At 51.6% G+C, this 23,260-nt stretch carries 22 protein-coding genes; 8 read left to right on the forward strand and 14 right to left on the reverse strand.

Features of this window, described 5'->3' with window-relative positions; genetic code table 11:
* Positions 1-42 precede the first annotated feature (42 nt).
* From pdxR to EDM59_RS28955, 8 genes are all read right to left on the reverse strand, one after another.
* Positions 43-1,503: a MocR-like pyridoxine biosynthesis transcription factor PdxR gene (gene pdxR / locus EDM59_RS28920; RefSeq protein WP_122926781.1), complete on the reverse strand. Its 1,461-nt coding sequence runs from the start codon at positions 1,501-1,503 to the stop codon at positions 43-45.
* 198 nt (positions 1,504-1,701) lie between these two features.
* Positions 1,702-2,709: an ABC transporter ATP-binding protein gene (locus tag EDM59_RS28925; protein WP_122926782.1), complete on the reverse strand. Its 1,008-nt coding sequence runs from the start codon at positions 2,707-2,709 to the stop codon at positions 1,702-1,704.
* The gene (locus EDM59_RS28930) at positions 2,699-3,706 is read right to left on the reverse strand and encodes an ABC transporter ATP-binding protein (protein WP_122926783.1); all 1,008 of its coding nucleotides are present in this window, start codon (positions 3,704-3,706) and stop codon (positions 2,699-2,701) included. Before EDM59_RS28930 ends, EDM59_RS28925 begins: the two co-directional genes overlap by 11 nt.
* A 13-nt stretch (positions 3,707-3,719) precedes the next feature.
* Positions 3,720-4,646, reverse strand: coding sequence for an ABC transporter permease (locus EDM59_RS28935; protein ID WP_122926784.1), 927 nt, complete (start codon positions 4,644-4,646; stop codon positions 3,720-3,722).
* A 24-nt stretch (positions 4,647-4,670) separates the two neighbouring features.
* Entirely contained in the window at positions 4,671-5,621 is a 951-nt protein-coding gene (locus EDM59_RS28940) for an ABC transporter permease (protein WP_122926785.1), read from the reverse strand.
* 82 nt (positions 5,622-5,703) lie between these two features.
* Positions 5,704-7,314, reverse strand: coding sequence for an ABC transporter substrate-binding protein (locus EDM59_RS28945; RefSeq protein ID WP_246011295.1), 1,611 nt, complete (start codon positions 7,312-7,314; stop codon positions 5,704-5,706).
* A gap of 36 nt (positions 7,315-7,350) precedes the next feature.
* Positions 7,351-8,478, reverse strand: a complete 1,128-nt coding sequence (locus tag EDM59_RS28950) for a C45 family autoproteolytic acyltransferase/hydrolase (RefSeq protein WP_122926786.1) — start codon at positions 8,476-8,478, stop codon at positions 7,351-7,353.
* A 204-nt stretch (positions 8,479-8,682) separates the two neighbouring features.
* The gene (locus EDM59_RS28955) at positions 8,683-9,552 is read right to left on the reverse strand and encodes a LysR family transcriptional regulator (protein WP_122926787.1); all 870 of its coding nucleotides are present in this window, start codon (positions 9,550-9,552) and stop codon (positions 8,683-8,685) included.
* 198 nt (positions 9,553-9,750) lie between these two features.
* Between EDM59_RS28955 and EDM59_RS28960 the strand changes: the two genes are divergently transcribed.
* From EDM59_RS28960 to EDM59_RS28975, 4 genes are all read left to right on the forward strand, one after another.
* Entirely contained in the window at positions 9,751-9,831 is an 81-nt protein-coding gene (locus EDM59_RS28960; protein WP_122926788.1) for a YjcZ family sporulation protein, read from the forward strand.
* A 157-nt stretch (positions 9,832-9,988) separates the two neighbouring features.
* On the forward strand, positions 9,989-10,630 hold the full coding sequence (locus EDM59_RS28965; RefSeq protein WP_122926789.1) for a TetR/AcrR family transcriptional regulator: 642 nt from the start codon (positions 9,989-9,991) through the stop codon (positions 10,628-10,630).
* Positions 10,631-10,865: 235 nt separating this feature from the next.
* The gene (locus EDM59_RS28970; protein WP_246011296.1) at positions 10,866-12,053 is read left to right on the forward strand and encodes an HlyD family secretion protein; all 1,188 of its coding nucleotides are present in this window, start codon (positions 10,866-10,868) and stop codon (positions 12,051-12,053) included.
* Positions 12,037-13,164, forward strand: a complete 1,128-nt coding sequence (locus EDM59_RS28975; RefSeq protein WP_122926790.1) for an ABC transporter permease — start codon at positions 12,037-12,039, stop codon at positions 13,162-13,164. Before EDM59_RS28970 ends, EDM59_RS28975 begins: the two co-directional genes overlap by 17 nt.
* Before the next feature lie 70 nt (positions 13,165-13,234).
* On the opposite strand, the gene EDM59_RS28980 is transcribed toward EDM59_RS28975, so the two are convergent.
* The 6 genes from EDM59_RS28980 to EDM59_RS29005 form a co-directional block, all read right to left on the reverse strand.
* A complete protein-coding gene (locus tag EDM59_RS28980; protein ID WP_092267402.1) occupies positions 13,235-13,942 on the reverse strand; it encodes an ABC transporter ATP-binding protein in 708 nt (235 codons plus the stop codon).
* 15 nt (positions 13,943-13,957) lie between these two features.
* On the reverse strand, positions 13,958-14,734 hold the full coding sequence (locus tag EDM59_RS28985) for an ABC transporter ATP-binding protein (protein ID WP_122926791.1): 777 nt from the start codon (positions 14,732-14,734) through the stop codon (positions 13,958-13,960).
* An 18-nt stretch (positions 14,735-14,752) separates the two neighbouring features.
* Entirely contained in the window at positions 14,753-16,036 is a 1,284-nt protein-coding gene (locus EDM59_RS28990) for a branched-chain amino acid ABC transporter permease (RefSeq protein ID WP_122926856.1), read from the reverse strand.
* Between the two features lie 9 nt (positions 16,037-16,045).
* On the reverse strand, positions 16,046-16,999 hold the full coding sequence (locus EDM59_RS28995; RefSeq protein WP_122926792.1) for a branched-chain amino acid ABC transporter permease: 954 nt from the start codon (positions 16,997-16,999) through the stop codon (positions 16,046-16,048).
* 245 nt (positions 17,000-17,244) lie between these two features.
* The gene (locus tag EDM59_RS29000) at positions 17,245-18,507 is read right to left on the reverse strand and encodes a branched-chain amino acid ABC transporter substrate-binding protein (protein ID WP_122926793.1); all 1,263 of its coding nucleotides are present in this window, start codon (positions 18,505-18,507) and stop codon (positions 17,245-17,247) included.
* A 294-nt stretch (positions 18,508-18,801) separates the two neighbouring features.
* Positions 18,802-20,556, reverse strand: coding sequence for an adenine deaminase C-terminal domain-containing protein (locus EDM59_RS29005; protein WP_122926794.1), 1,755 nt, complete (start codon positions 20,554-20,556; stop codon positions 18,802-18,804).
* Between the two features lie 184 nt (positions 20,557-20,740).
* Here EDM59_RS29005 and EDM59_RS29010 point away from each other — a divergent pair, with 184 nt between their 5' ends.
* The 4 genes from EDM59_RS29010 to EDM59_RS29020 all read left to right on the forward strand — a co-directional run bounded on the left by EDM59_RS29010 (position 20,741) and on the right by EDM59_RS29020 (position 23,221).
* Positions 20,741-21,319, forward strand: coding sequence for a YgaP family membrane protein (locus EDM59_RS29010; RefSeq protein ID WP_122926795.1), 579 nt, complete (start codon positions 20,741-20,743; stop codon positions 21,317-21,319).
* 12 nt (positions 21,320-21,331) lie between these two features.
* The gene (locus tag EDM59_RS31660) at positions 21,332-21,466 is read left to right on the forward strand and encodes an EYxxD motif small membrane protein (RefSeq protein WP_281274600.1); all 135 of its coding nucleotides are present in this window, start codon (positions 21,332-21,334) and stop codon (positions 21,464-21,466) included.
* Positions 21,467-21,551: 85 nt separating this feature from the next.
* Positions 21,552-21,995, forward strand: a complete 444-nt coding sequence (locus tag EDM59_RS29015) for a MarR family winged helix-turn-helix transcriptional regulator (protein WP_122926796.1) — start codon at positions 21,552-21,554, stop codon at positions 21,993-21,995.
* 11 nt (positions 21,996-22,006) lie between these two features.
* Positions 22,007-23,221: an MFS transporter gene (locus EDM59_RS29020; protein WP_122926797.1), complete on the forward strand. Its 1,215-nt coding sequence runs from the start codon at positions 22,007-22,009 to the stop codon at positions 23,219-23,221.
* Positions 23,222-23,260 lie beyond the last annotated feature (39 nt).

A 23,260-nucleotide genomic window follows, 5' to 3' on the forward strand; every position in this document is an offset into this window, starting at 1 on the left:
GTGCCTCTCCCTTTTCTTCGTACCCTGTCTCGATATTCTCCCTTATCCCTTCTTTATCAAATAAGGCTGCCACACGTCTGCCAAGAGCCGAATCCCTGCTTCGATGTCCTCAATCGATTGTCCGCCAAAGCCAAACTGGAAGGAAGGCAGCCTGTTTTCTAGCGGCTTGATCCACTTGTGACAAGCCGGGTGTACGCGAATTCCTGCTTTTTCGGCGATGTCAGACAGCTCTTTGGAACTGTACACACTCTGAACCTCCACGGTGACCGACATCCCAGCATCCTGGCCCGTGATCCGAATGGATGGCCCTATCTCTTCTTGCAAGACACGCAGCAGCGCTTCATGCTTTTTACGGTACAGCGTCCTCATCTTTCGGATGTGTCTCACCCAATCGCCGTGCTTCATAAAGAGCGCCAATGTCTCTTGATGAATGCGCGACGCGGTCTGATCAAATTCGATCAATCTCTCATGGAAAATCGGCAGCAGCGAGTTGGGAAGAACCATGTAGCTGATTCGTATGGTCGGCAGCAATGCTTTGGAAAACGTTCCTAAATAAATGACGCGTCCCCCTGTATCCAGCCCTTGCAGGGAAGGAATCGGCCTTCCGCTGTAGCGAAATTCGCCATCGTAGTCATCCTCCATGATGTAGCCCCCGGTCCGGTCTGCCCATTGCAGCAGCCTGAGCCGCTTGGCATATGGCATCACGATCCCTGTCGGATCCTGATGGGAGGGCGTGATGTAAACCAGCCTTGCCCCGCTTTTCTCCAATAACTCCACATCGATGCCATCCTCCTCCAATGAAATCGGCAGGACATCGAAGCCTAGTTGTTGAAAAATCGCACGAACACCGTTATATCCGGGATTCTCCATCGCGACAGCTTGTCCGCGCAGTCTAAACATAAGTCCGAGCAGCGTGATCATGACCTGCGTCCCTGCTCCAAGCACGACCTGTTCGGCTGTGGCCTGCACACCACGGGCTTGTCCGAGATAGCGGGCGATTTCTTCGCGCAGCGCCAGCTCTCCCTGACGATCCCCATAATAGAGCACACTGTGGTTTTCCCGCTGCATGCATTGATTCGCATACCGCCGCCACAACTCAAACGGGAAATGCTCGGCATCGACCTGTGCCTGATGAAAATCATAGCGTATGGCAGCGTGCTCCCCGCGTACCGTTGTTAAGGGAACAGGCTCCTCCTTTTTCCCCGTCTGCACAGGCTGACGGCTGCTCTTGTGCCCGGCTGACACAGAGCCATCCCACCCCACATCCACCACGTAAAAACCGCTCCGCTCCCGGCTTTCCAAATAGCCTTCCGCGAGCAGCTGATGATAGGCAGTTTCCACGGTTGTCTTGCTCACGCGCAAATGATGGCTGAGTGCCCTCACTGAGGGAAGTCTCGTTCCGGACGGCAACCGCCTGGACTGAATTTCTCCACAAAAATATCGATACAGCTGCAAATACAGCGCTTCGCTTCCTTCTACCAAATGAGGACTGATATCCAGCACAGCTCCCCCTCCTCTTACCCCAGACTGACCCTTCTATCATTTGTAAAATGGCAAAAGTAAAGAATGCCAATAGTGAATAAATTCATCATAGCAGAAACAAAGAACAGATGGATCGACAAATCAAGAAAAAGAAAAAAGACGCAGAACAAGGTTCTACATCCCTTTTACCTGGCTTGGCTGGTTTTTACATGCTATCCGTCAGCTTTCCCTCTCCCCATATAAATGACAGGCTACCACATGGCCCTTCGCCGCTTCTGCTCTCGTCGGGGCTTCCGTTTTGCATACGTCCATCACATACGGGCACCTCGTATGAAAGATGCATCCGGACGGTGGATTCATGGGTGACGGGATTTCTCCACGCAAGATGATCCGCTCCTTCTTTTTATACGGATTGGGGAGCGGAACGGCGGACAGCAGCGCTTGCGTGTACGGATGAAGCGGATTTGCGAACAGGCTGTCTGTCGGAGCATACTCGACCATCTGCCCCAAATACATCACGCCAATGCGATCTGAAATGTGACGGACTACACTGATGTCATGGGCGATAAACAGATACGTCAGTTTATACTCCTCCTGCAGCTGCTGCAAGAGGTTGATGATTTGCGACTGGATGGACACATCCAGCGCAGATACCGGCTCATCTGAGATGACAATCTTCGGACCTGCAACCAAGGCTCTCGCCAGACCGATCCGCTGCCTTTGCCCACCGGAAAATTCATGGGGATAGCGGTAGTAGTGGTCCAGCTGCAGCCCTACTTTGTTCATGATGTCCATCACCCGCTCGGTGCGCTCCTGCTTTTCCCCGATGGAGTGGATGGCTAGGGGCTCTTCCAGCGTCTGCCCGATTCGCTTTCGCGGGTTCAAGGAGGAGAAAGGGTCCTGAAACACCATCTGCACATCCTTGCGTACCTGCTGCAGCTTCTTGCCAGACAGCTGAAAAATGTCCTCATTCCTGTAGAGCGCCTGACCCTCCGTGGGATCAGTGAGCCGCAGGATGGTTCTTCCCATCGTGCTTTTGCCGCAGCCGGATTCTCCTACCACGCCAAGGGTCTCCCCTTCATACAGGTGAAAGGATACGTCATTTACCGCCTTTACATAGCCTTTCACACCACCGATGCTGCCAAGCGGCCCCTTTACGGGAAAGAACTTCTTCAGTCCACGGACATCCAAAAGAGGTTGTTTGGTATCTAGATGCTCAAGAGACATGGCTTTTCTCCTCTTCCTGCGCGATTTTTTCGGCATGCCAACACCGGACCCTGTGCCCTGCTGTCAGCTGCTTGTACTCAGGCGGAAGTTCATGGCACAAGCCATCTGCATATGGACATCGGGGAGCAAAACGGCATCCGGCAGGAATATTGTCCAAGGCGGGCACCATCCCTTCGATGACATGCAGCTTTTGCGACCGGTCCCCGTCCATTTGCGGGATCGATTTCATGAGGCCTCTGGTGTACGGATGACGCGGCATGGAAAACAGCGTTTCCACATCTGCCTCCTCCACGATTTGCCCCAGGTACATCACAACCACTCGGCTGCAGATTTCCGCCACCACTCCGAGATCATGCGTAATGAAAATGACGCCCATCCCGTGATCTCGGTTCAATTGCAGCATCAAATCCAAAATCTGGGCTTGAATGGTAACGTCCAACGCTGTCGTCGGTTCATCCGCAATCAAAAGCTTAGGCTGACAGGCGAGCGTCATGGCGATCATCGCCCGCTGGCGCATGCCTCCTGACAGCTGATGGGGATACTCATGCACACGCTTTTCAGGAGCAGGGATCCCGGTCATGCGTAGTAAATCGACCGCCTTTTCGTAGGCCTCCTTTTTGGAGACCTTCTGATGCAAGAGTATCGATTCCGCGATCTGGTAGCCAATCGTATAGACAGGGTTCAGGGAGCTCAGCGGATCCTGAAACACCATGGAAATGTCATTACCTCGGATTTGCTGCATGCCCGCTGTGGAAAGCTGCAAAAGATCGGTTCCCTTAAAGAAAATCTCCCCGTCGTAATGGACGGCATGCCTTTCGTCGAACAAGCGGAGAATGGCTTGTGACGTCACGCTTTTCCCGCAGCCGGACTCTCCGACAACCCCGAGGATTTCTCCTTCTTCCACATGAAAGGATACCCCATCGACAGCTGTAATGGTTCCGCGCTCGGTATGAAAATGGATTTTGAGCTCTTTCACTTCCAAGAGAGGTTGATTCACCGCAGCAATCCCCCTAGCTTTTTTTCTTCTTTCTCTTCCAGTTGTGCTTTGATTGCGGGTCTACCAGATCGCGCAGGCCATCGCCCCAAAAGTTTAGGCCCATCACGGTCAAAATGATCAAAATGCCCGGAAACACGGTCATCCACCATGCTTTAAAAATGACCAGCTTTCCATCGTACAAAATGTTGCCCCAGCTCGGGTCCAGTGTAGGAACGCCGGCACCCAAAAAGCTGAGCGCCGCTTCCGTGATGATGGCATCCGCAAAAACGAACGTCGCTTGGACAACAAGCGGAGACAGCGTGTTGGGTGCAATATGCATCCAGATGATTCGCGTCGCGCTGGCTCCCTGTGCCTTCATTGCCTCAATGTAGGTTTCCTCCCGTACGACGAGAGTCGCGGAACGGACGATCCTGGCTATATAAGGAATAAACACGACCCCCAGCGCAATAATGACGTTTTCCTGCCTTGGCCCCAGCGCGGCTACCAAAGCGATCGCCAGCAGGATGCCCGGGATCGCCATAAGCCCGTCGCAAATGCGCATCAGCACTTGATCAAGAGCGCGGTAATAGCCTGCGTACAAACCGATCACCATGCCGATGCCTGCAGAGATGAGGGCAACGGAAAAGCCTACCCAGATGGATACTTGTGCTCCGTAGACGATCCGCGTCAACAGATCGCGGCCAAAGTTGTCCGTTCCGAGCAGATGCTCTGTGCCGGGCGGCTGCAGCCGGTTTGACGGCTCCATTTCATACGGGTCAAAGGAAACGAGATGCGGTCCGATGATCGCGAATGCCGTCATCAGGATGATGATCAGGCTGCCCGTGAGCATCAGTTTATTGGACAGAAAACGGCGCAGCAAAAGCCGCCGCTGCTCCTTCTGCAATTGGTGTTTTACCTGGGAAAGCTCGACTTTGCTAGCATTTGAACCAAGCGCACCCATACTCATGACTTCTCCTCCCTCCTACTACTTCCGCTCGAGACGCACCCTCGGATCAATCACACCGTACAGCATGTCGACGATCAGATTAATGAACACATACGAGAAGGTGACAAACAAAACGACTCCCTGGATGACGGCATAATCCCGCCGCTCCACGGAATTGATGATCAACTGGCCGATGCCAGGAATGTTAAAAATGGTTTCCGTCACCACAGCCCCGGTTACCAGGCCGCCAAAGGTTTGCCCAATGACCGTCAGGATCGGCAGGAACGCGTTTCGCAGGGCATGCCTGTAGACGAGTTGACGCTCCTTTACTCCTTTGGAGCGTGCGGTCTTGATGTAATTGGTGTTAAGCACCTCCAGCATCGAGGAACGGGTCATGCGCGTGATCAATGCGGACTGTATGGCGCCCAGTGAAATTGCGGGAAGAATCAAGTATTTCAGATGGTTCCACAGTCCCGCGTCCAGCGGCTTGTATCCAGCTACTGGCAGCCATTGCAGCTTCACCCCGACCAAGAGAATTAAAAAGAGGGCAAGCAAAAAGCTCGGGACCGCCATCGCCAGCAAGGAAAAACCCATAACGGTCTGATCTGTCGCCGTTCCCCGCCGGAGAGCGGCGACAATACCGATCGGGATCGCAATCACAAGTGCGACGATCTGAGCGAGAATGGCCAGAGAGAGCGTCGGCTGCAAATGACTGAAAATAGACTCGGCTACTGATTCTTTCATGAAGTACGAGTCCCCCAGATCGCCGCGAAGCACGTCTGTCACCCAACTGACGTATTGCTGATACAACGGAAGATCAAGCCCCAGCTGCTGCCGCAGGGCAATCACATCCTGCTCCGTAGCCGATTCCCCAAGCATGACGGTCGCCGGGTCGCCGGGCGTAATATGGATAATCATAAAAATGACGACGGACACCACAAACAACACGGGAATCAGGGCGAGTATTCGTTTTAGCAGGTAAATTCTCACGTTTCACCCTTCCTTTCGTCGGGATTTAAGGAAAACGCTCCACCCATTCCAGAAGAAGAATGGGTGGAGGAAGTGCTGCAGCCTATTCCTGGTTCGAAACGTTCCAGAATACCAGGCCGTCCAGCCATTTCAAGTTTTGGACGGACTTCTTGGAGGAGGAGATGGAATTGCCATCCCCAACTTTGACCACCGGTACATATTCGTAGAACCACGTCTGCATTTTCCCGTATACGTCCATCGCCTTTTCCAGGTTTGGTGCTCCACGGAATTCAGACAGCAACTTGTCCAGCTCCGGACTGTCCGTCCATCCCGGGAAGTCTTTTCTCATGAAAGCCAGCGAGCTTGGCTCCGGCTTTGGCGTGTTCGTGATCACCAGAATGTCAAACTTGTTCTCATCGTTTCGCAGCTCGGTGAAGGTCGGCCAATCGTATACTTCCAGCTTCGTTTTGATGCCCAGCTTTTCCATCTGTTGCTGCAAGGCTACCGCCCCGTTATACATATCTTCGTAATCACGGCTCGTGACGATCTTGATTTCCTGTCCTTGATAGCCCGCTTCCTTCAGCAGCTGCTTCGCTTTTTCCGGGTTGTTCTGGTTGTACAGCTCTTTCCCGTTCTCGCTGGCCCATTGACCGACCTGGTAGTACATCATCATATTGGCGTTCTTCTGATAATACTTTTCGTCGGTGTAGGCTGCGATCAGGATGGACTCCACATCCATTCCCGCACCGATGGCCTGACGCGCCTTCACATCAGTGAACAGCCCCTTTTTCTTGTTGAAAAAGAGATTCAGCATCCCTGTCGGCGCTACGTTGACCTGAATGTCCGAATTGGTCTCCAGCTGCTGCACACTGTCGTAGGAAACGTCAGCGGCAACATCGTATTCCCCGGAGAGAAGACCAGCGACCTGCGTAGAGGAATCGGGAGTAAAGATAAAGCGCAAATCGTCGACCAATGCTTCTCTTTTTCCTGCCAGCCCGTCAGCCGCTTCGCTCCGCGCCTGGTAGTCCGCAAATTTCGTCAGATGGATTTCCTGATCTTGCTGCCACTCCTTGAACTGAAAAGGTCCTGTTCCCACATACTCCTTGACGCCCTTGGGATCAGCGCCATCGATCAATTCCTTTGGCATAATCGCCGGATAGTTCCCTCCGCCATACGCCATGATGGGCAGGGCAGTGGAGGTAGGCTGCTGCAGGTGCAAAATTGCGGTCTGCGCATCCTTCGCTTCAAAAGCAGCACCCTTGAAGTGGTCCTTTCCCGCACTGGAAATTTGGATCCATCGGTTCATGGACGCAACCACATCGTCAGCCGTCATCTCTTTTCCGTTGTGGAAGCGCACGCCTTTTCGAAGATGAAAGACAAGCGTTTTGCCATCCTCGCTCTGCTCCCAGGAATCCGCTAGCATCGGCTGGATGCGGTAGTTGGAATCAACCGTGACCAGTGTTTCAAAGATCGATCTGCCAATGGTAGCGGAAGCCTGCGATGTCGTCACATGGGGATCAAGAGTGGGAGGCTGCGCCTGGTAGGCAATCCTCAATTCTCCTCCCTTTTTGGCTTCCGTCGGGGCAGTCGTGCTGGCTTCCGGCTTGGCTTGGGGTTTGTCTCCCCCGCTCTGTCCCGCTGGTGTCCCGCATCCCGCCAGTGCACAGGCAAGCAGAAGCACACTCACTTTTTTGGCAATTCCAGACCCTTTCATTCCATTTCCCCCTTTTACTTGCTTCTCGTAACTCCTCTACCCCTCGGAAAAGCTGTAGCGCTTGTACTCAAATTGATTGGGAGGGCCGATCGCAACCCAGAGACTGCCCTCCGAGGGTTCAGCAATAACCGAAGCAAACGTGATGATGTCCGCTCCTTTATCGCCGGGCGACTGCACTTTTTCATCCCCTTGAATTTGGCACAAGCAATGTGGATAGCTGCCGCGGTCCCGCAGAATTTCCTGCATGAGCTGGGCATTCAGCTTCCCGTGGTTTTCTTTCAGCAGCTCCTGCATTCGATTCAGGCGGACCCGCGAATTTTCCAGCTCAACTCCGTGCAGCCGCTCCTCTGCGAGCAAGCTCTCCGCCGTATAGTGGTTGGAGTGGGCCAGAAGACCGTTTTCCGGCTGGATGATGGCGTCCCGATTCGGAGTGTTTTCCAGATCGGCCGCACCTCCGTTTTTATCCAGCATGATCAGATTGCGAGAGGATGCCCGTTCTACATGGCGGACCAAATCGACGGCTTCCTCCACGTTCCGCTTGGTCAAAGCCAGTCGGGAGAGCATATATCTGGGAAAGCCCGGCTTCCATCCGTCGCATGTGAGGAAGTTGGCGAAGGTCCCCATCCCCAAATTATTGATGCCGATATAGGAGACTTGACCGGCAGGCGTCAGCATCAGGCAGGCAGGTCCTTCATCCGGAACGTATTCGACTACCACCCCAAGCTCGGAATAAAAAGCAGGCAGATCGCAGTTTTGCCCGATCAGCGGAACGCCGTTAGAGGTCGCTTCCGCCAAGATCGCAAAGGTCGTACACTCCGTATTTGACTTGCAGTAATGGTTGATCTCTGCCCGGAGCTGAAGCAGGTACGCCTCCTCGAGCGTAATGCCCGCCCCCTCCGCTATGCCCAGCACCTCCTCATCAAAGCCTGGCGCATACTTTTGAACAAAGGGACGATACTGCAGCACTGCTTCCTGCAGCCGCTTGGTAGACACGTGATATTTGCTGTTCAATCGGTTCCTGGCATAGTCGCGGTGTTTTTGGATCAGCTCCGAACAGGCTTCACCGAACTGCTGGCCAATCTGCCGATGTGTGCCGCGAAATCGATAAAAGGGAAAGGATTCTAAGGATCTGTCTTTTTGCTTCTCTCTTGTTTGCTCCGACATTCGATTTTCTCCTTATGCTTGTTTTTCTCACCGCGAATTAATTTTCAATATTTTGTCTAATAAAAATATTGCATAACATTTCCTTAAAGTAAATTTCATATTTTTTACTTAACTCTTCAAAAAATTTTAAGCTTCGACCTCGCATGCGTGGGAAAAACAGCAAAAAAGCAGCGCCGGAAAAAGCGCTGCTTTGGCCCAAGCTCTCTAGTATTCCATGATATCAAGCGATTTTAAGTGGTTTACAAACTTGCCGACCATCGCCAAATGCGTAGATGATTCCCGATACAGCATCCACGTTTTCATGGTAACCGCTGTCCCGTTTCGCGTGATCAATTCTTCTTTGTACAGCGGATCGTCTTCGTATAAAAATATTTGCGGAATGATGGCATAGCCCAGCTCGTTTTTCACCATCTCCTTGCAGATTTCAAACGTATCTACTTGCATGTTGATCAGAGGCGGGTCCGTAAAGCGTTCATACCACCAATTATTGATTTCTTCGTTAAAGTCGGTACTGTTGCGATAATTGATTCGGGGGATGATAGGCAAGTCCTCGATGCGCAGCGGATTTTTGGAGATGATATAGACGCCCTCTTCCTTCAGCAAATGCTTCTGCTCTGACCACGTATAGCTGCCCCGGACGATTCCCACTTGAACCTCATTGCTGCGCAGCAAATCATAAACCTCGTCACTGATCCCCGTGTTCACATTGATCTCGACCTTGGGATACAGATTCAAAAACTCCTTCAGGATCGGCGGCAGCTTGTAATGCGCAATGACCCGGGAGACCCCAAGACGCAATGTCCCCTGCACTTCACTGCCCATGTTCAGCATGTGGTCTTTTGTCTTTCTCAAATCGATCAAAGCTTTTTTGGCGTACTGAACCAAGTATCTTCCTTCCGGGGTAAACTCGATGCTTCTGCCGTTTTTGGTAAGGATGCTGACTCCGAACTCTTTCTCCAGCTGCTGCAAGCGATAGGTCAAGGCCGGAGGTGTGATGTAGAGAAGCTCTGCGGCCTTCGTCAGGTTTTGCACTTCATATATATATTTCAGCATCAAATAATCCTTTTCGTTCATCTCCATCCTCCGCTCACAGGTTTTGCATGGAAAACATTATTCGCTAAGAGAGCGGTTACTCCTTTACAGGCGGCAAAAACTCTACGCGAAGCAGCGCTGATTCCCGTATTTCCACTCCTGGCTCTCCTCATTTGTCCAAGCAAACAGGATGTCTTGTTCATATTCTGTGAGCAGTCCGGAAAAAAGGGGGGAAAGATCATGGGATTGTTCGGTGGTGGAGATTTCGCCTTGATTTTGGTGCTCTTTATTTTGCTGGTAATCGTAGCTTGTGAATGCTAATTCATTCTTAGAAACAGCAGCTCAGTAAAGGGGGAGACGGTGCTCTTCCTCTTTTTGCTGTCGGAAAAGCCTTTAATGAACTTAGTGTTGATTAATGATCACGCTGTTACCTATAATGTTTGGTACATACACCACGCTCAGGGAAAGGGGAGGTTCTATGTCTGAACAGAGCGTTGATCCACGGATCGTCCGCACAAAGAAAATGTTAAAAGAAGCACTCGCTGAGCTGATCGAGGAAAAAGGCTTCGATGCGATTACAGTCAAAGATTTGACGACAAGGGCCGGCCTGAATAGAGGGACCTTCTATCTCAACTACGTCGATAAATACGACTTGCTCGAGAAATCGGAAGAAGAAGCGCTTCAAGGTCTCAGCGAAATTACCAGGCATGCCAATCCTTTAGAGGTAAGGCAATACCTCGCGAGGAAGGAAGTCTATCCCCCATTGATACGTGTGTTTGAGTACTTGATCGAGCACAAAGCCTTTTTCAAGGCGATCCTTGGCCCAAAAGGGAATCCCACCTTCCAGAAAAAGCTGCGGGATTTTATGGAAACGAATTTCTATGAAAAGCTGATCCCCCTCCATACCCACGATGCCGCGAAAGTCGTTCCCATCGATTATTTGATTGCCTATTTCACTTCGGCCAATCTCGGAGTTATCCAGCATTGGTTTGAGTCTGGCATGAAATACACACCGCGAGAAATGGCCACCATGATGGCTTCCCTCTCACTCAATGGCCCGACTGGTCTGCTTTTTTCCACAATCGCGCACCCTGCGAAAGAACCTCCTGATCATCCATAAGCGCCAGTCGGACAAGGCTGCATTTTCTCCTAACCAAAAGAAAATGCGGTCTTTTTTCCTTTTTCCAAATACTTGCTGAACACCTGCGTATCCCGCTGTTGATTTATGAACAGAACAAGCCCATGTTGATTATTGAACTCCTTTTTCCAGTGGATATAATGGAAATGCACTCCATGCTTATTAATGAACAAGGTGTTGCTTTTCTATCTATTCGATCCAAAGGAGAGGAAAATCGGTGGCGAATAAAAAGCGAATCATCCCTTACCTCCTCGTGCTCGCCGCCCTCGGTACAGGCGGAACACTCATGGCCATGAACGGCACCGACACAGTGACGATGGCATCCACCGAAAAAAACACCCTGTTGACCGCAGACACGGTGAATGCAGCTTTTCAAGGAGTGGGCGGCAAGATCACGTCCATCTCAGTCGTAGAAGAGCAGCCCGTCAAAAAGGGCGACATCCTCATGAAGCTCGATACGGCAGACATCGACCTGCAAATCCGCAAAGTACGTACAGATATGGAGCAGCAGGAGGTACGGATTAAGCAAGCAAAAGAAGCTCTCCAAAACGGGTATGCCAAGATTAGCACGCAGGAAGAACAGGCACGCATCGGAATTGCAGCCGCTCAAGCTTCCGAGAGCCTATTGAATCAAGGAACGCGCGCCGAGGATCTCGAACGGCAGAAGCTCGCTGTGGAAGCTGCCCGCCAAGCATTGGATTTAGCGACTGTCAATTACGACCGGACCAAAGCCCTGTTCGATAGCGGTGCTGTCTCTTCGGCTGCTCTCGATACGGCGAGCAATCAGCTACAATCGACGCAAAATAGCGTAGCTCAGCAGCAAGCACTCCTGGAAAAAATGCAGTCCGGCGCAACCAGCCAAGAACGCCAGCAAGCACGCCTCCAGACCGAGAAAGCCAAAACCTCCATGACACAAACCTCGCAAGCTCGGCTCGATCTGCAAAACAGCGCCTACAACATCGACCTGCTCGTCGCACAAAAGGAAGCGTACGCGATTCAGCTTGAGACGCTTGAGCTGCAAAAGCAGCGCATGGTCCTTGCCTCTCCTGCTGATGGCAAAGTAACGCGCATCGTTCCCAAAGTCGGCGAGATCGTTGCGGCGGGAGCCCCTGTCGTCGTCGTGGAATCCGATCAGCTTTACTACAATCTGTACGTAGACGAATCCCAGATCCATCACTATCAAGTCAACGGCCAAGTCGTTGGACGTATCGTTGCCTTGAATCAGGATATCAGTGGAAAAGTGCGCTACATCACCTCTGCTCCCCAATACGCCAGCATGCGCATGAGCCGGGAGAAGGGCCAATCGGATGTAAGCTCCTTCCTGGTTCGTGTCGATGTGCCACGCTCCCCGTCGCTACTGCCAGGAATGACCGTGGAGGTGAATACGGGTGCGAACCATCCTTGATGAGTGGACACACATCCTCCGCGGCAAATTCGTCATCCTGATCCTGATTGTCCCTCTCGTGGTTGCCGCGGTATTTGGTTACATTTTTCAAAATGGTACTGTGAACGAAGCATCTTTAGCGGTCGTCGATCAGGATCACAGCCTATACAGCCGCCAGCTGCTGAGCAAGCTCGATGTCTCTCAATATCTTCAGGTTAACGGTGTTTTTGACAACTACATCGAGGCAGACCAGCTCCTCTACAACGAAAAGTACTCCGGCGTCCTTTATCTTCCCGCGGGACTGGAAGCTGCCTATCTGCAAGGAAAGCCGATCAACGTCGGCCTGTATCTCGATATGACGTTGACCGCCAGCGCCAGCAGCATACGAACGGGAGTAAGCGAGGTCATCGGGATGGAAAACGGCACGAAAACCGGTCCGTCTCCACTCACTCTGGAGCAGCGCTCTCTCTATAACCCGACCAGCCAAACCGTCATGAGCTCTGTCATGATGTTCGTCAATGTCGTCCTGCTCGTTCTGCTCGGCATCAACACCATCACGATTGTTCCTCGCTTGCGGGAACAGGGCAAGCTCGCGGAGGAGCTGAGACACCCCATCGGCATTGTTTTGCGCGTCGTTCCTTACGCGCTGTTAGGCTGCATCTCCTGCTACTTGGTCATTGGAGTGCTGAAACAGCTGGGCGGCCTGCGCTTTGAGGCCCATGTGCTGCAAATCTTCCTGCCCTTCTTTTTATACACCCTATGCACCTGCCTCTTGGCTATGCTGATCGGCTGGACAGCTCCTGTCCCTGCGAAGGCCGCTGGACGCATCGTGATGCTCATCATGCCATCCTTCCTGCTCAGCGGTGGTCAGGTGCCCGTCGCCTTGCTTCCTGAACTGCTTCAATGGGTAAACAAAGCGATTCCGCTGTCCCTTCATTTTCAGATTTTACGCGGGTTCGGCTATAAAGGCGGCGACATCCGCTACTTTATCCCGGAGCTCGGCCATTACCTGATTTTGATCAGCGTCATTCTGCTTGGTATCTTCTTTCTGGTGGTAAAGGAATGGAACAGACAGGCCAGTGAGCAAGCCGAGACGTCCTCGCCCATTGCAGAGCCTGCCGGAAACAGCTGAGTGCCCTTATCCGCAAAAAAGCCTCGTGTCCACTCTCGGAACACGAGGCTTTCCCTGTTTTCATCTCTCGTTACGCCAAGTACGCCTCGCGAACCTGCGGATTTGCCAGCAAGGTCTGCGCGTCGTCCTTCAAAATGATCTCACCTGTCTGGATGACATAGCCGCGGTGGGCTACCGACAAGGCCTGATTCGCGTTTTGTTCTACCAGGAGGATCGTCATGCCCTCTTTGTTCAGCTCGGTCACGATGTCAAAAATCTGCTCAACCAGAATGGGTGCCAATCCCATCGACGGCTCATCCAGCATCAAGATTTTTGGCTTCATCATCAAACCGCGAGCGATCGCCAGCATTTGCTGCTCCCCGCCGGACATCGTTCCGCCCTTTTGATTGATCCGCTCTTTCAGACGAGGGAAGTACGCAAAAGCGCGTTCCACTCCTTCGTCGATCACTTTTTTGTCTGTGACGGAGAATGCCCCCATCTCCAGGTTTTCCCGTACAGTCAGCTTGGGAAAAATACGACGTCCTTCCGGCACATGTGCGATTCCCATCAGAGCAACATCGTGGGTACGCTGTGCCGTAATATCCTTGCCATCAAAAATGATTTTGCCTTCGCGGGCACGCGTCTGGCCGCAGATCGTCTTCAGTGTGGTCGATTTCCCCGCACCGTTCGAACCAATCAACGTCACGACTTCACCCTGTTCAACTGAAATGGTCAAGCCTTTCAACGCGTGGATGCCGCCGTAATAGGTGTGAATGTTATGCAATTCCAACAATGCCATATTCGTTTCCTCCTCCTACGACACTTCCGACGCGCTTTTTCCGAGATACGCCTCGATCACGTTCGGGTTGTTGCGGATTTGCTCCGGTGTTCCCTCTGCGATTTTGCGCCCGTAATCCAATACGTGAATGTATTCGCTGAGTCCCATGACTAGCTTCATGTCATGCTCGATCAGGATGATGGTCAGATCCAGCTCACGTTTCAGACGGCGGATAAATTCAGTCATCTCTACCGTCTCACGGGGGTTCATCCCGGCTGCCGGCTCATCCAGCAAAATGATGCTCGGGTTGGTTGCCATCGCGCGGGCAATCTCCAGACGCCGTTGAAGACCGTATGGCAGGCTGCCTGCTGCCTCGTTGGCAACATGCGCGATTCCAACGTACTCCATCAGCTGATACGCTTCTACGCGAGCTTTTTCTTCCTCTTCCCGCACACGCTTCGTATTGAACAGGATTCCAAGCAGCCCAGCGGACAACCGGCTGTGCACGCCCACCATGACGTTTTCCAGTGCCGTCATTTCCTTGAACAGACGAATGTTTTGAAACGTCCTCGTAATACCGCGGCTTGCGATTTGGTCTGGGCGAAGTCCCTTGATGCTTTTTCCGTTCAGCAGGATTTCGCCTTCATCCGGCTCGTAAAAGCCTGTGATCATGTTAAAAAAGGTCGTTTTGCCAGCACCGTTCGGGCCGATAACAGCCGTAATGCTACCTGTATCAATCGAAATCGAAACGTCCTGGTTGGCAACCAGACCCCCAAAGCGCTTCGTCAAGTTTTTCGCTTCTAACAATGCCATGTTATTCCCTCCTTGTCCCTACGACTGTTTGCCCGAAGAAATTTGGGAGATCTTGCTGAGAATCCCTAGCTTCACTTGGCCAAACTTGCTCGCTTTGATTGCATCCAGATCGTTTTTCTTCCGTTTCGCCGGGATCAGACCGTTCGGACGATACAAGGCCACGAGAATCAACATGATCCCAAAGACGAGACGCTGGAACTTGGATGGGTCCAACTGGTTCGGCAAATTAATGATGCCTGCCTGCTGCAGCGAATGCAGGAAGTTGGAGAATTCCTTCAAGAGCTGTACCTGCAAGATGGTTACGAAAGCTGCCCCCAGTACAACACCCGGGATGCTGCCGCTGCCACCCAGAATGACCATCACGAGAATCCCGATCGACTCCATCAGCGTAAAGGATGTAGGGTCGATAAAGGTTTGCTTCGCTGCGAAGATGACACCGACGACACCAGCAAAGGATGCCCCTGTCGCAAAGGCAGCGAGCTTCGTATTCAAAAGAGAAATCCCCATCGATTGGGCTGCCAGCTCGTCTTCGCGAACGGCAATCCATGCACGCCCCAGACGGGAATGCTCAAAGCGGATATTAGCCAGTACGATAAAGGCAATGACGAACAAAACGATAAAGTAAAAGTAGAACGGTGTGCCCATCTTGAAGCCGAACAGCTCCGGTGACGGAATGGGCGTGATCCCTTGAGGACCATTCGTGATGTTGATCGGTTTGTCCAGGTTATTGAAAATAATCCGAATAATCTCTCCGAAGCCCAGTGTAACAATAGCCAGATAGTCGCCTTTTACACGGAGTACGGGCAAACCGAGCAATACCCCAAATACAGCTGCGACAATCAAGCCGACAATCAGGAACGGCCAGAACCACTCCCCTGACAGCGGGAACAGGTTGCCTGCAATGAACTCATTGGCTTGCGACGTAGAGAAGATCGCGTAAGCATAGGCACCTGCGGCAAAGAACGCCACATAGCCCAGGTCAAGCAAACCAGCAAAGCCTACTACGATGTTCAGACCGAGCGCCATCGCCACGTAGATCCCTACCTGCGAAGCTACCTCCATGTAGTAGCGGTTGTCCCCCGCGACCAGCGGAATGACGATCAGCAGCACCAAGGCACCGATCACCATTTTGATTGCTTTGGATGCATTCGTGTAATAAATCAGAACGATCGAGGAGAGAATCCCCAGGAATGCGATAACAGACTTATCCAGGAAGTGCAGGGATGCTGCAAATGCCGCGATCCAAATCAGCGTGACGAAAAGTGGTATGCCTTTAAACGATTTCCATTTCATGTTTGCCATCCTGATCACCTACACTTTCTCTTTCACAGCTTCACCAAACAGCCCTTCCGGCTTGAAGAGAAGCACGAGGATTAGAATACTGAATGCAAACACGTCTTTGTACTCGGCACCGAAAGCCCCGTTGGTCAATGGTCCCATGTACGCTCCCGAGAGAGACTCCAGCAAGCCGAGCAGCACTCCCCCTACCATGGCACCGCGAAGATTACCGATACCACCCAAGACCGCTGCAGTAAATGCCTTCAAACCAAGAATGAAGCCGATATACGGGTCGATCGTACCGTAGTTTTGGGCAAACAGCACACCGGTTGCTCCCCCAAGACCCGAACCGATCAGGAATGTCAGCATGATAACCTTGTCTACATTTATAGTCATCAGCGAAGCCGTGCTTCTATCCTGCGCAACGGCACGCATGGCGATTCCCCACTTTGTTTTGTTCACAAACAGAGTCAATGCCACCATCATTACAATCGCAATTACAATCACAACCAAGCCTTTTGCCGGTATCGTGGCGATGCCACCTAAAGAGATCGGAGTAGTGAAAAGAGTAGGAGTGTTCAGATAAAACTCATTACGAGCCAACGCTTCTGTAAAACGAACCAGGTCCTGCAGCAAAAACGATACGCCAATGGCAGAGATCAACGGAACCAGACGAGGCGCTCCCCGAAGCGGCCGGTATGCTACTCTCTCAATCAGAACACCCAGCGCACCTGTAACAGCCGTAGCAATCACTAAGGTAATAAATAGAGCAACAAACGGATTCATGCCTTCAAGTGCTCCCAGTGCGTCCGTGATCAGCAATACCTCTGTCCCCACGAAAGCACCCACCATGAAAATTTCCCCATGAGCAAAGTTGATAAATTCCAAAATACCGTAAACCATGGTGTAACCAAGTGCTACAACAGCGTACATGAAGCCAAGCGTCAAACCGTCAACCAGCACCTGAGGCAAAATGTTGAGCAGCATGCTTTTCCATCCCTCATTTCTTCGTAAACTTGTAGAAATTTTCTGCATTCAATATGGCAAGTGACGAATGCCCATAAAATTTTGTCAAGGTCTGCCCAAACGGTGCGACCCGCTGTCAGAGGATGGCAACTCTCTCTGAATCAGGTAGTTCTCCCACAAAGCCCATCCTTTTCAGTAAAATAAGGGGCACACATCATGTGTCGCCCCTTATTTGGATGAGGCTGAAGGTCTACGATGTCAGATGCTTACTGTGCCTTACCTACAAAGTTGGATTTGTCTTTGTCATACTTATAAATAAATACGTCAGCGTTGGTGTTATCACCTTTGTCGTCAAAGGTAACTTTTGTAAATTGACCTTGGAAATCTTTTGTTTTGTGCACGGAATCGAGGACTTGCTCACGAGTAGGCTTATTGCCGCCATTCGCTTTGATTGCTTCCAGCACACCGTTCAGGATGACGTTCATGGAGTCATAGCCGTAAACGGAATAGGTTTCGAGAGGTTTGTTCGTGGTTTTTTTGTACTCGTCTGCCCACTTCTTGCCCTCTTCGGTTTGCGTCACGTCACCGGCAACAGACGTGAATACTACACCTTCAACGGCAGGACCAGCGATTTTAATCATATCAGAAGAGTCCAAGCCATCGCCACCCATAAAATATCCCTTGTAGCCTTTTTCACGGGCTTGTTTTACTAAGATACCACCCTCTGGATACAAACCGCCAAAAAAGATGATATCTGGATTTTTCGCCGTTACTTGGTTCAGTACCGCACTGTAATCTTTCTCGCCTTGTGTGATTCCTTCGTAGCCGAGCAGCTGCACGCCATCTTTTTCAAATTGCATTTTCACTTGATCGCCCAGACCTTGGCCGTAAGCTGTCTTGTCATGGATGATGAATGCTGTTTTTACGCCCAACGTGTTTTTCGCGTACATCGCAGCTTTTGGTCCTTGTGCGTCGTCACGCGCACAAATGCGGTGTACGGTTTTCTTTCCTTCTTCCGTCAGCTTGACCGCGGTATTCGCGGGAGACACCATGACCAGCTTGCCTTCTTCGTACTTCACGGACGAAGGAATGGCAACACCGGAGTTCAAGTGCCCAACTACACCGTACACATCAGGATCGGAAATGAGCATTTCCGCATTCGATACCCCGATTTTCGGGTCAGCCTGGTCATCCTGAGGGAAAAGCTGGATGTCAAAGCCCAATGCCTTGAATTCTTCCTTCCGCTTGTTCAGAGCGTACTCTGCACCCGTCTTGATTGCGTCTCCCAGGGAAGACTGGTTCCCGGAGAGAGGGGTTTGCGTTGCAATTTTGATGACTCCACCATTTGCAGGAGCAGCTGTACCGCCACTACTTCCGGAAGTGCTTGGCTGTGTCTGTGCCGGCGGTGTGCTGCTTCCGCCGCTTGCATTGTTTCCTCCTGCTGAACTGTTACCACCCGCGCAACCTGTCAACGCAACGCTTGCTACCAATACCGCAGATAGAATGCTGATGTGAGAGCGCTTTTTCATGCGGAATTGAATCCCCCTTTAATATTTCTTTATTTTTGGTTTTTCCCAGCCCAGCTCTTTCCTTTACCAGGTTGCGACTTTCTAAGCACTTCTTCTAATAGGTATAAAGATAGATATGGCCTGGTTCTTCTTTATTGTAAAATAAATCGAAAAATTTACAAGAGAAAAAATATAATTTTAAGATACATGGTTAGCCAATACATACTCATCGATTTTGGAATCGGATTGAACTTAAAATGATATATCATTACTTTGACGTGGCAAAGCATTAACTTACGAATAAAAAACTTCCACTCAAAGGAGTGGAAGTGATGGAATCACGATTCGACTGCTTTTGACATCGACTATGCCGTCTGCTGTCAAACGCGCGTAAGGCAGGTGGGTCGCAGTGAAAAATAAGAGAGAGTAGATCGGGTCGAAATGCCTATATCCTTTTTCCTGCAGCAGCTCTGTTAACGCCACTGCCATATCTATAACCTCTGGCATAGGGGCGTCTGAAAACTTCCCTGCCAAAGGCAGCGGGCATTCGCAGACCATTGCACCTTGATCTATAAGCACAATCCCCCCGCCCATTTCCCGGACTCGCTTTAGTGCGGCCGCCATGGCATTCGGATCGCGTCCGATGACGATCCATTCGCCTGATGCCGTATAGCTGCTCGCCAGTCCCTCTAGATCCCGTCCGTACCCCCGCAGCACCGCAGCGCTCCGCTTTTGTCCGACAGGGTCAATCAGCACGAGAAAGGCAAGATCCGGATCATCCTGGATGGAAACATCTCCGTGCTCGTCTGTGGGCAGCTCTTCCATTTCCAAACGCGTGATGACAGCATTGAGCATGTGGATCACAGGCGCTTTGCCCTCTGTCGGCTGCAGCCGGAACCACTCTGCGCGAGTCTGCTTCTCTAAAGGGTCAAATGCCGGGAACGAGCAGTCTTGCCACCTTTGCTCGACAGTCGGCACGAGAATCTCGCCGCCTTCTGCGGCTCGTACCCCATTGGCAAAGACGGTGACAGGTGTCGGATCATGTTTATCCGATAAAAGCAGCATATCGGCGATTCTTCCCGGTGCAATACCGCCAATTTCAGCATCGAGTCCGTAGTAAACGGCCGGATTCAGCGTTGCCATGACGTACGCTTCTTCCGCTGGCATGCCCGCTTCGATCGCCACCCGTATCGTTCCGTCCATCAATCCATTTCGATGCATCGGAGGCGTACTGCCGTCTGAAGTCAGCATCATTCGCGAGGACCACGGAAGTCCCAGCTCGAGCCAGCCTTTGACCAGATCAGGCAAGTCCGGGCGAATCGAGGAGTGCCGCAGCGTTGCATACATCCCGAGCTGCAGGCGAGACAAAAGGTCTTGTGCCGTGATCCCCTCGTGACAAGCGGTAATGCCTGCTGCTCCCGCTGTATTCAGCGTCTCCACCGAGGCACCCGGGTGATGGCCCTCCATTCGTTTGCCCAAGTCGCGCGCGTGCTTGAGCCCAAACAAGATTTTCCCGTCCTCGCCCAGAACCCCTTGCCAGTCTGTCAACTCTCCGCCTTGCACGACCAGCGGGTGCTCCAGCATACGCGTCAGGCCTTCCCGTGTAAACTGGGGATGTTCTTTTCCCGTCTGCGGGTCAAGTCTTGCCCAATAGTATTGCTTGACCGGATGAGCAGAGAGCGATTCCATGATCGATGACACCTGGCTATAGGGCAGGTTCATCAGCATCAGCGTATCGGAAACCAGTGTAGTCGTGCCTCTTTGCAGCGCAAAATCAGCGAGCGTATACGGGTTGTACCATTGAAATGGGTGGGCGTGCGGCTCGAAGTATCCCGGCACCAGGTATTGCCCGCTTGCATCCACCATTTGCGTATGCTCATCGACCAGCGGCTCTTTCTCCCCTACATAAGCGATTCGCTCACCGGAAGTGACCACATGGACGTTTTGCCACGATTTTGTATAGACATTCAAGACTTGCGCACCACGAATCCATATCGTGGCAGGCGAAAGCCTTCTGCTCACGCGGATCAGCTGCAAATGGGCTTCTGCAGATAACGGTCTTACTCGCATTTTCTCTCTCCTCCTCGTCTTTTTCCGGGCCAACTGAATGCTCATTCATTCCTATCTCTTACTCCTTCGCCGCTAAAAGACAGGAGTCCTGCTCGCCTCCTAGCAACAATTTCCGGGGGTGTATCCCTTCCGAACAACAAAAACTAGCCCTAGAAAACAGGATTCGCATAGGAGGCAGATTGCGATGCATAAGAACATCGGAACAACAGACGCCATCATCCGAATTACCGGAGGACTTTTGGGACTGGCTTACGGCATCGGCAAAATGAGCCGACGTCCCTACAATGCCCCCTGGCTTCTCATGGCTTTTTCTGCAATGAAAGTGGCGGAGGGTGTCACCAGGCATTGCATGATGTACCGCGCCATGGGCATTAGCACTCGCTCGGATAAAGGAATGCGGGGAATGCAGGACATGATCGCCCAAGCAAAAGGCAAAGGCTTTCAAATGGTGATGGGTCAGGTAGCCCGCACCTTGAACGCCCGCAAGAATGTAGAGACGCAGGCCAGCAGCACAGAGAACAGCAAAGCGAGCACCGCTCCTTCCACGAAACAGAATCATGCTGGTTCCAACGGCCCTCGCCTGTCGCCTGAGGATGAGATCCTGGAAAAAGCAGCGCGTGAATTCGTATCATTTCGCTCAGAGGACCAGGAATCCAAGGCTACATCAGCCTCCGCTTCCAGCACGTCCTCTTCATCGACAACCGAAAAAAGTCAATCCGAACAATACAGTCACGACGAGCACCGATATCCAACCTATTCCTAGGAGGAGAAGGGTATGCTGAACGGACCTCCGCTTTACGAATGGCTTTCCCACAACCTGTTTGTCATCGCTGCCATAGTCGGGGTAATCGCTGTGATGGGCTATTTCGCCTACGCGAGCTCCAAACGAAAAGGAAGATACCGCCAATAGTTTTGGCGGTACTTTTTCTTTGCAAATTTACTTGTTTAGCATATAATTGTCACAGCAAGTATTTTGATGAAAGAAGGGTCCGCCCTTGAACGACTACTGGCAGGATGAATCCATCGGTTTTCTGATGGGCAAGACGTATCGGAAAATCGTCATGCATGTCACCACCCATCTGCGGGAATTTGATCTGACGCCGGAGCAGTTTTCTGTTCTTTTTTGCTTGAGCAAGCAAGAGGGTATCAATCAAAAGGAGCTGGCAATCCGCACCACCAAGGACCAGCCTACCATTACGCGAATTCTTGACGCTTTGGCGAAAAAAGGCTTCATCGAGAAAAAGCTCAGCGAGACGGATCGGCGTGCTTATTTGCTCATGCTCTCTGACAAGGGACGGGAATGGATTGAGCTGGCGACACCTGCTGAAGCAAAAGCGATCTCGGAGGTCGTCGACGGGATGAGCGAAGAGGAGCTGCAGGTACTAAGACAAACCTTGATCCGGATTGCCGAGAACGTAAACAGACATACAAAAGAATAGGAGTGTCATCTGTGGGAGAACAGCGAGAGAAGCTGTGGTCAAAGGATTTTATCCTGATCACACTGAGTAACTTTTTCTTATTTCTGATCATTCAAATGCAATTACCTACCTTTCCTACTTACGCAAAGGAAACTTACTTAGCTAATGACTTCACGGCAGGTTTGACTGCCAGCTTTTTTGCTTTAGGGGCGGTCGTCGCCAGGGTATTTACCGGCGAGTGGTTGAAGAGTAAAAGCAGTAAAAGGATTCTGATCGTTGGCTTGTGTGTAGTCGGTCTTACTACGGCCGGGTATTATTGGACCAGCTCCATGACTCTTCTGCTCATCATGCGCGCCCTGTTTGGTTTCGGATTCGGGATCAGCAGTACTACTCTCCCAACGGTCGTGACGAATGCGATCCCTTCCAAACGTCTGGGAGAAGGGATGGGCTACTACGGTCTGTCGCAAAGCCTTGCGCAAGCTTTGGGTCCGATGATCGGGCTTGGCGTTCTGTCCGCGTTTGGTTTTGGGTCCATGCTGTCCGTTGGCGTGGCAGCTATCGTGTTGATTTTCCCGATCGTTTCCATTATTCGCGCTTACAGACAGCCTACCCCGGGCGTACATGCGCAGGAAAAGGGACTGAAACGGTTTTACGACAAAAAAATTCTGCTGCCCGCTTTCCTCAATTTTTGCATGTCCGTCACATACGGAGGGTTGGTGAGCTTTCTCGCCCTTTATGGCAGAGAAGCAAATATCGAGCACATCAGCTGGTTTTTCCTCTGCAACGCGGTCGCGATCGTCCTCGTTCGCCCCATTTCTGGCAAGCTTTTCGATAAAAAGGGGCATATCGCCGTCTTTCCTCCGGGAGCTATCTTCATTATTCTCGGCTTGATCGGTCTATCCTATGTAAAGAACGATGTGATCCTCATTATCTCCGCTCTCTTGTACGGTGCGGGCTATGGATGCATCCAGCCGTCTACCCAAGCCTGGATGGTAAAAGAAGTGAAGCCGGAGCAACGCGGCATGGCCAATGGCTTCTTTTTAAACTCCATCGACTGCGGAATCGCTGTCGGCTCCATCCTGCTCGGCACCATCGCTGCACAAACCAGCTACGCGATGATGTACCGTTTGTCGGCGCTTTTGATGGTGTTGTTTTTGATCGTCTATTTTCTGGCGAGACTGTCTGCCGTCAAGCAGCGCAAACGCGCCTCTGTCCCTGTCAGCGTAAGCCAGAACATCGAAGCGTAATCTCATTTAGCGAATACGACAGCAGCCCAGGCGCGAAAA

Source organism: Brevibacillus nitrificans, from assembly GCF_003710965.1.
Taxonomy (GTDB): domain Bacteria; phylum Bacillota; class Bacilli; order Brevibacillales; family Brevibacillaceae; genus Brevibacillus; species Brevibacillus centrosporus.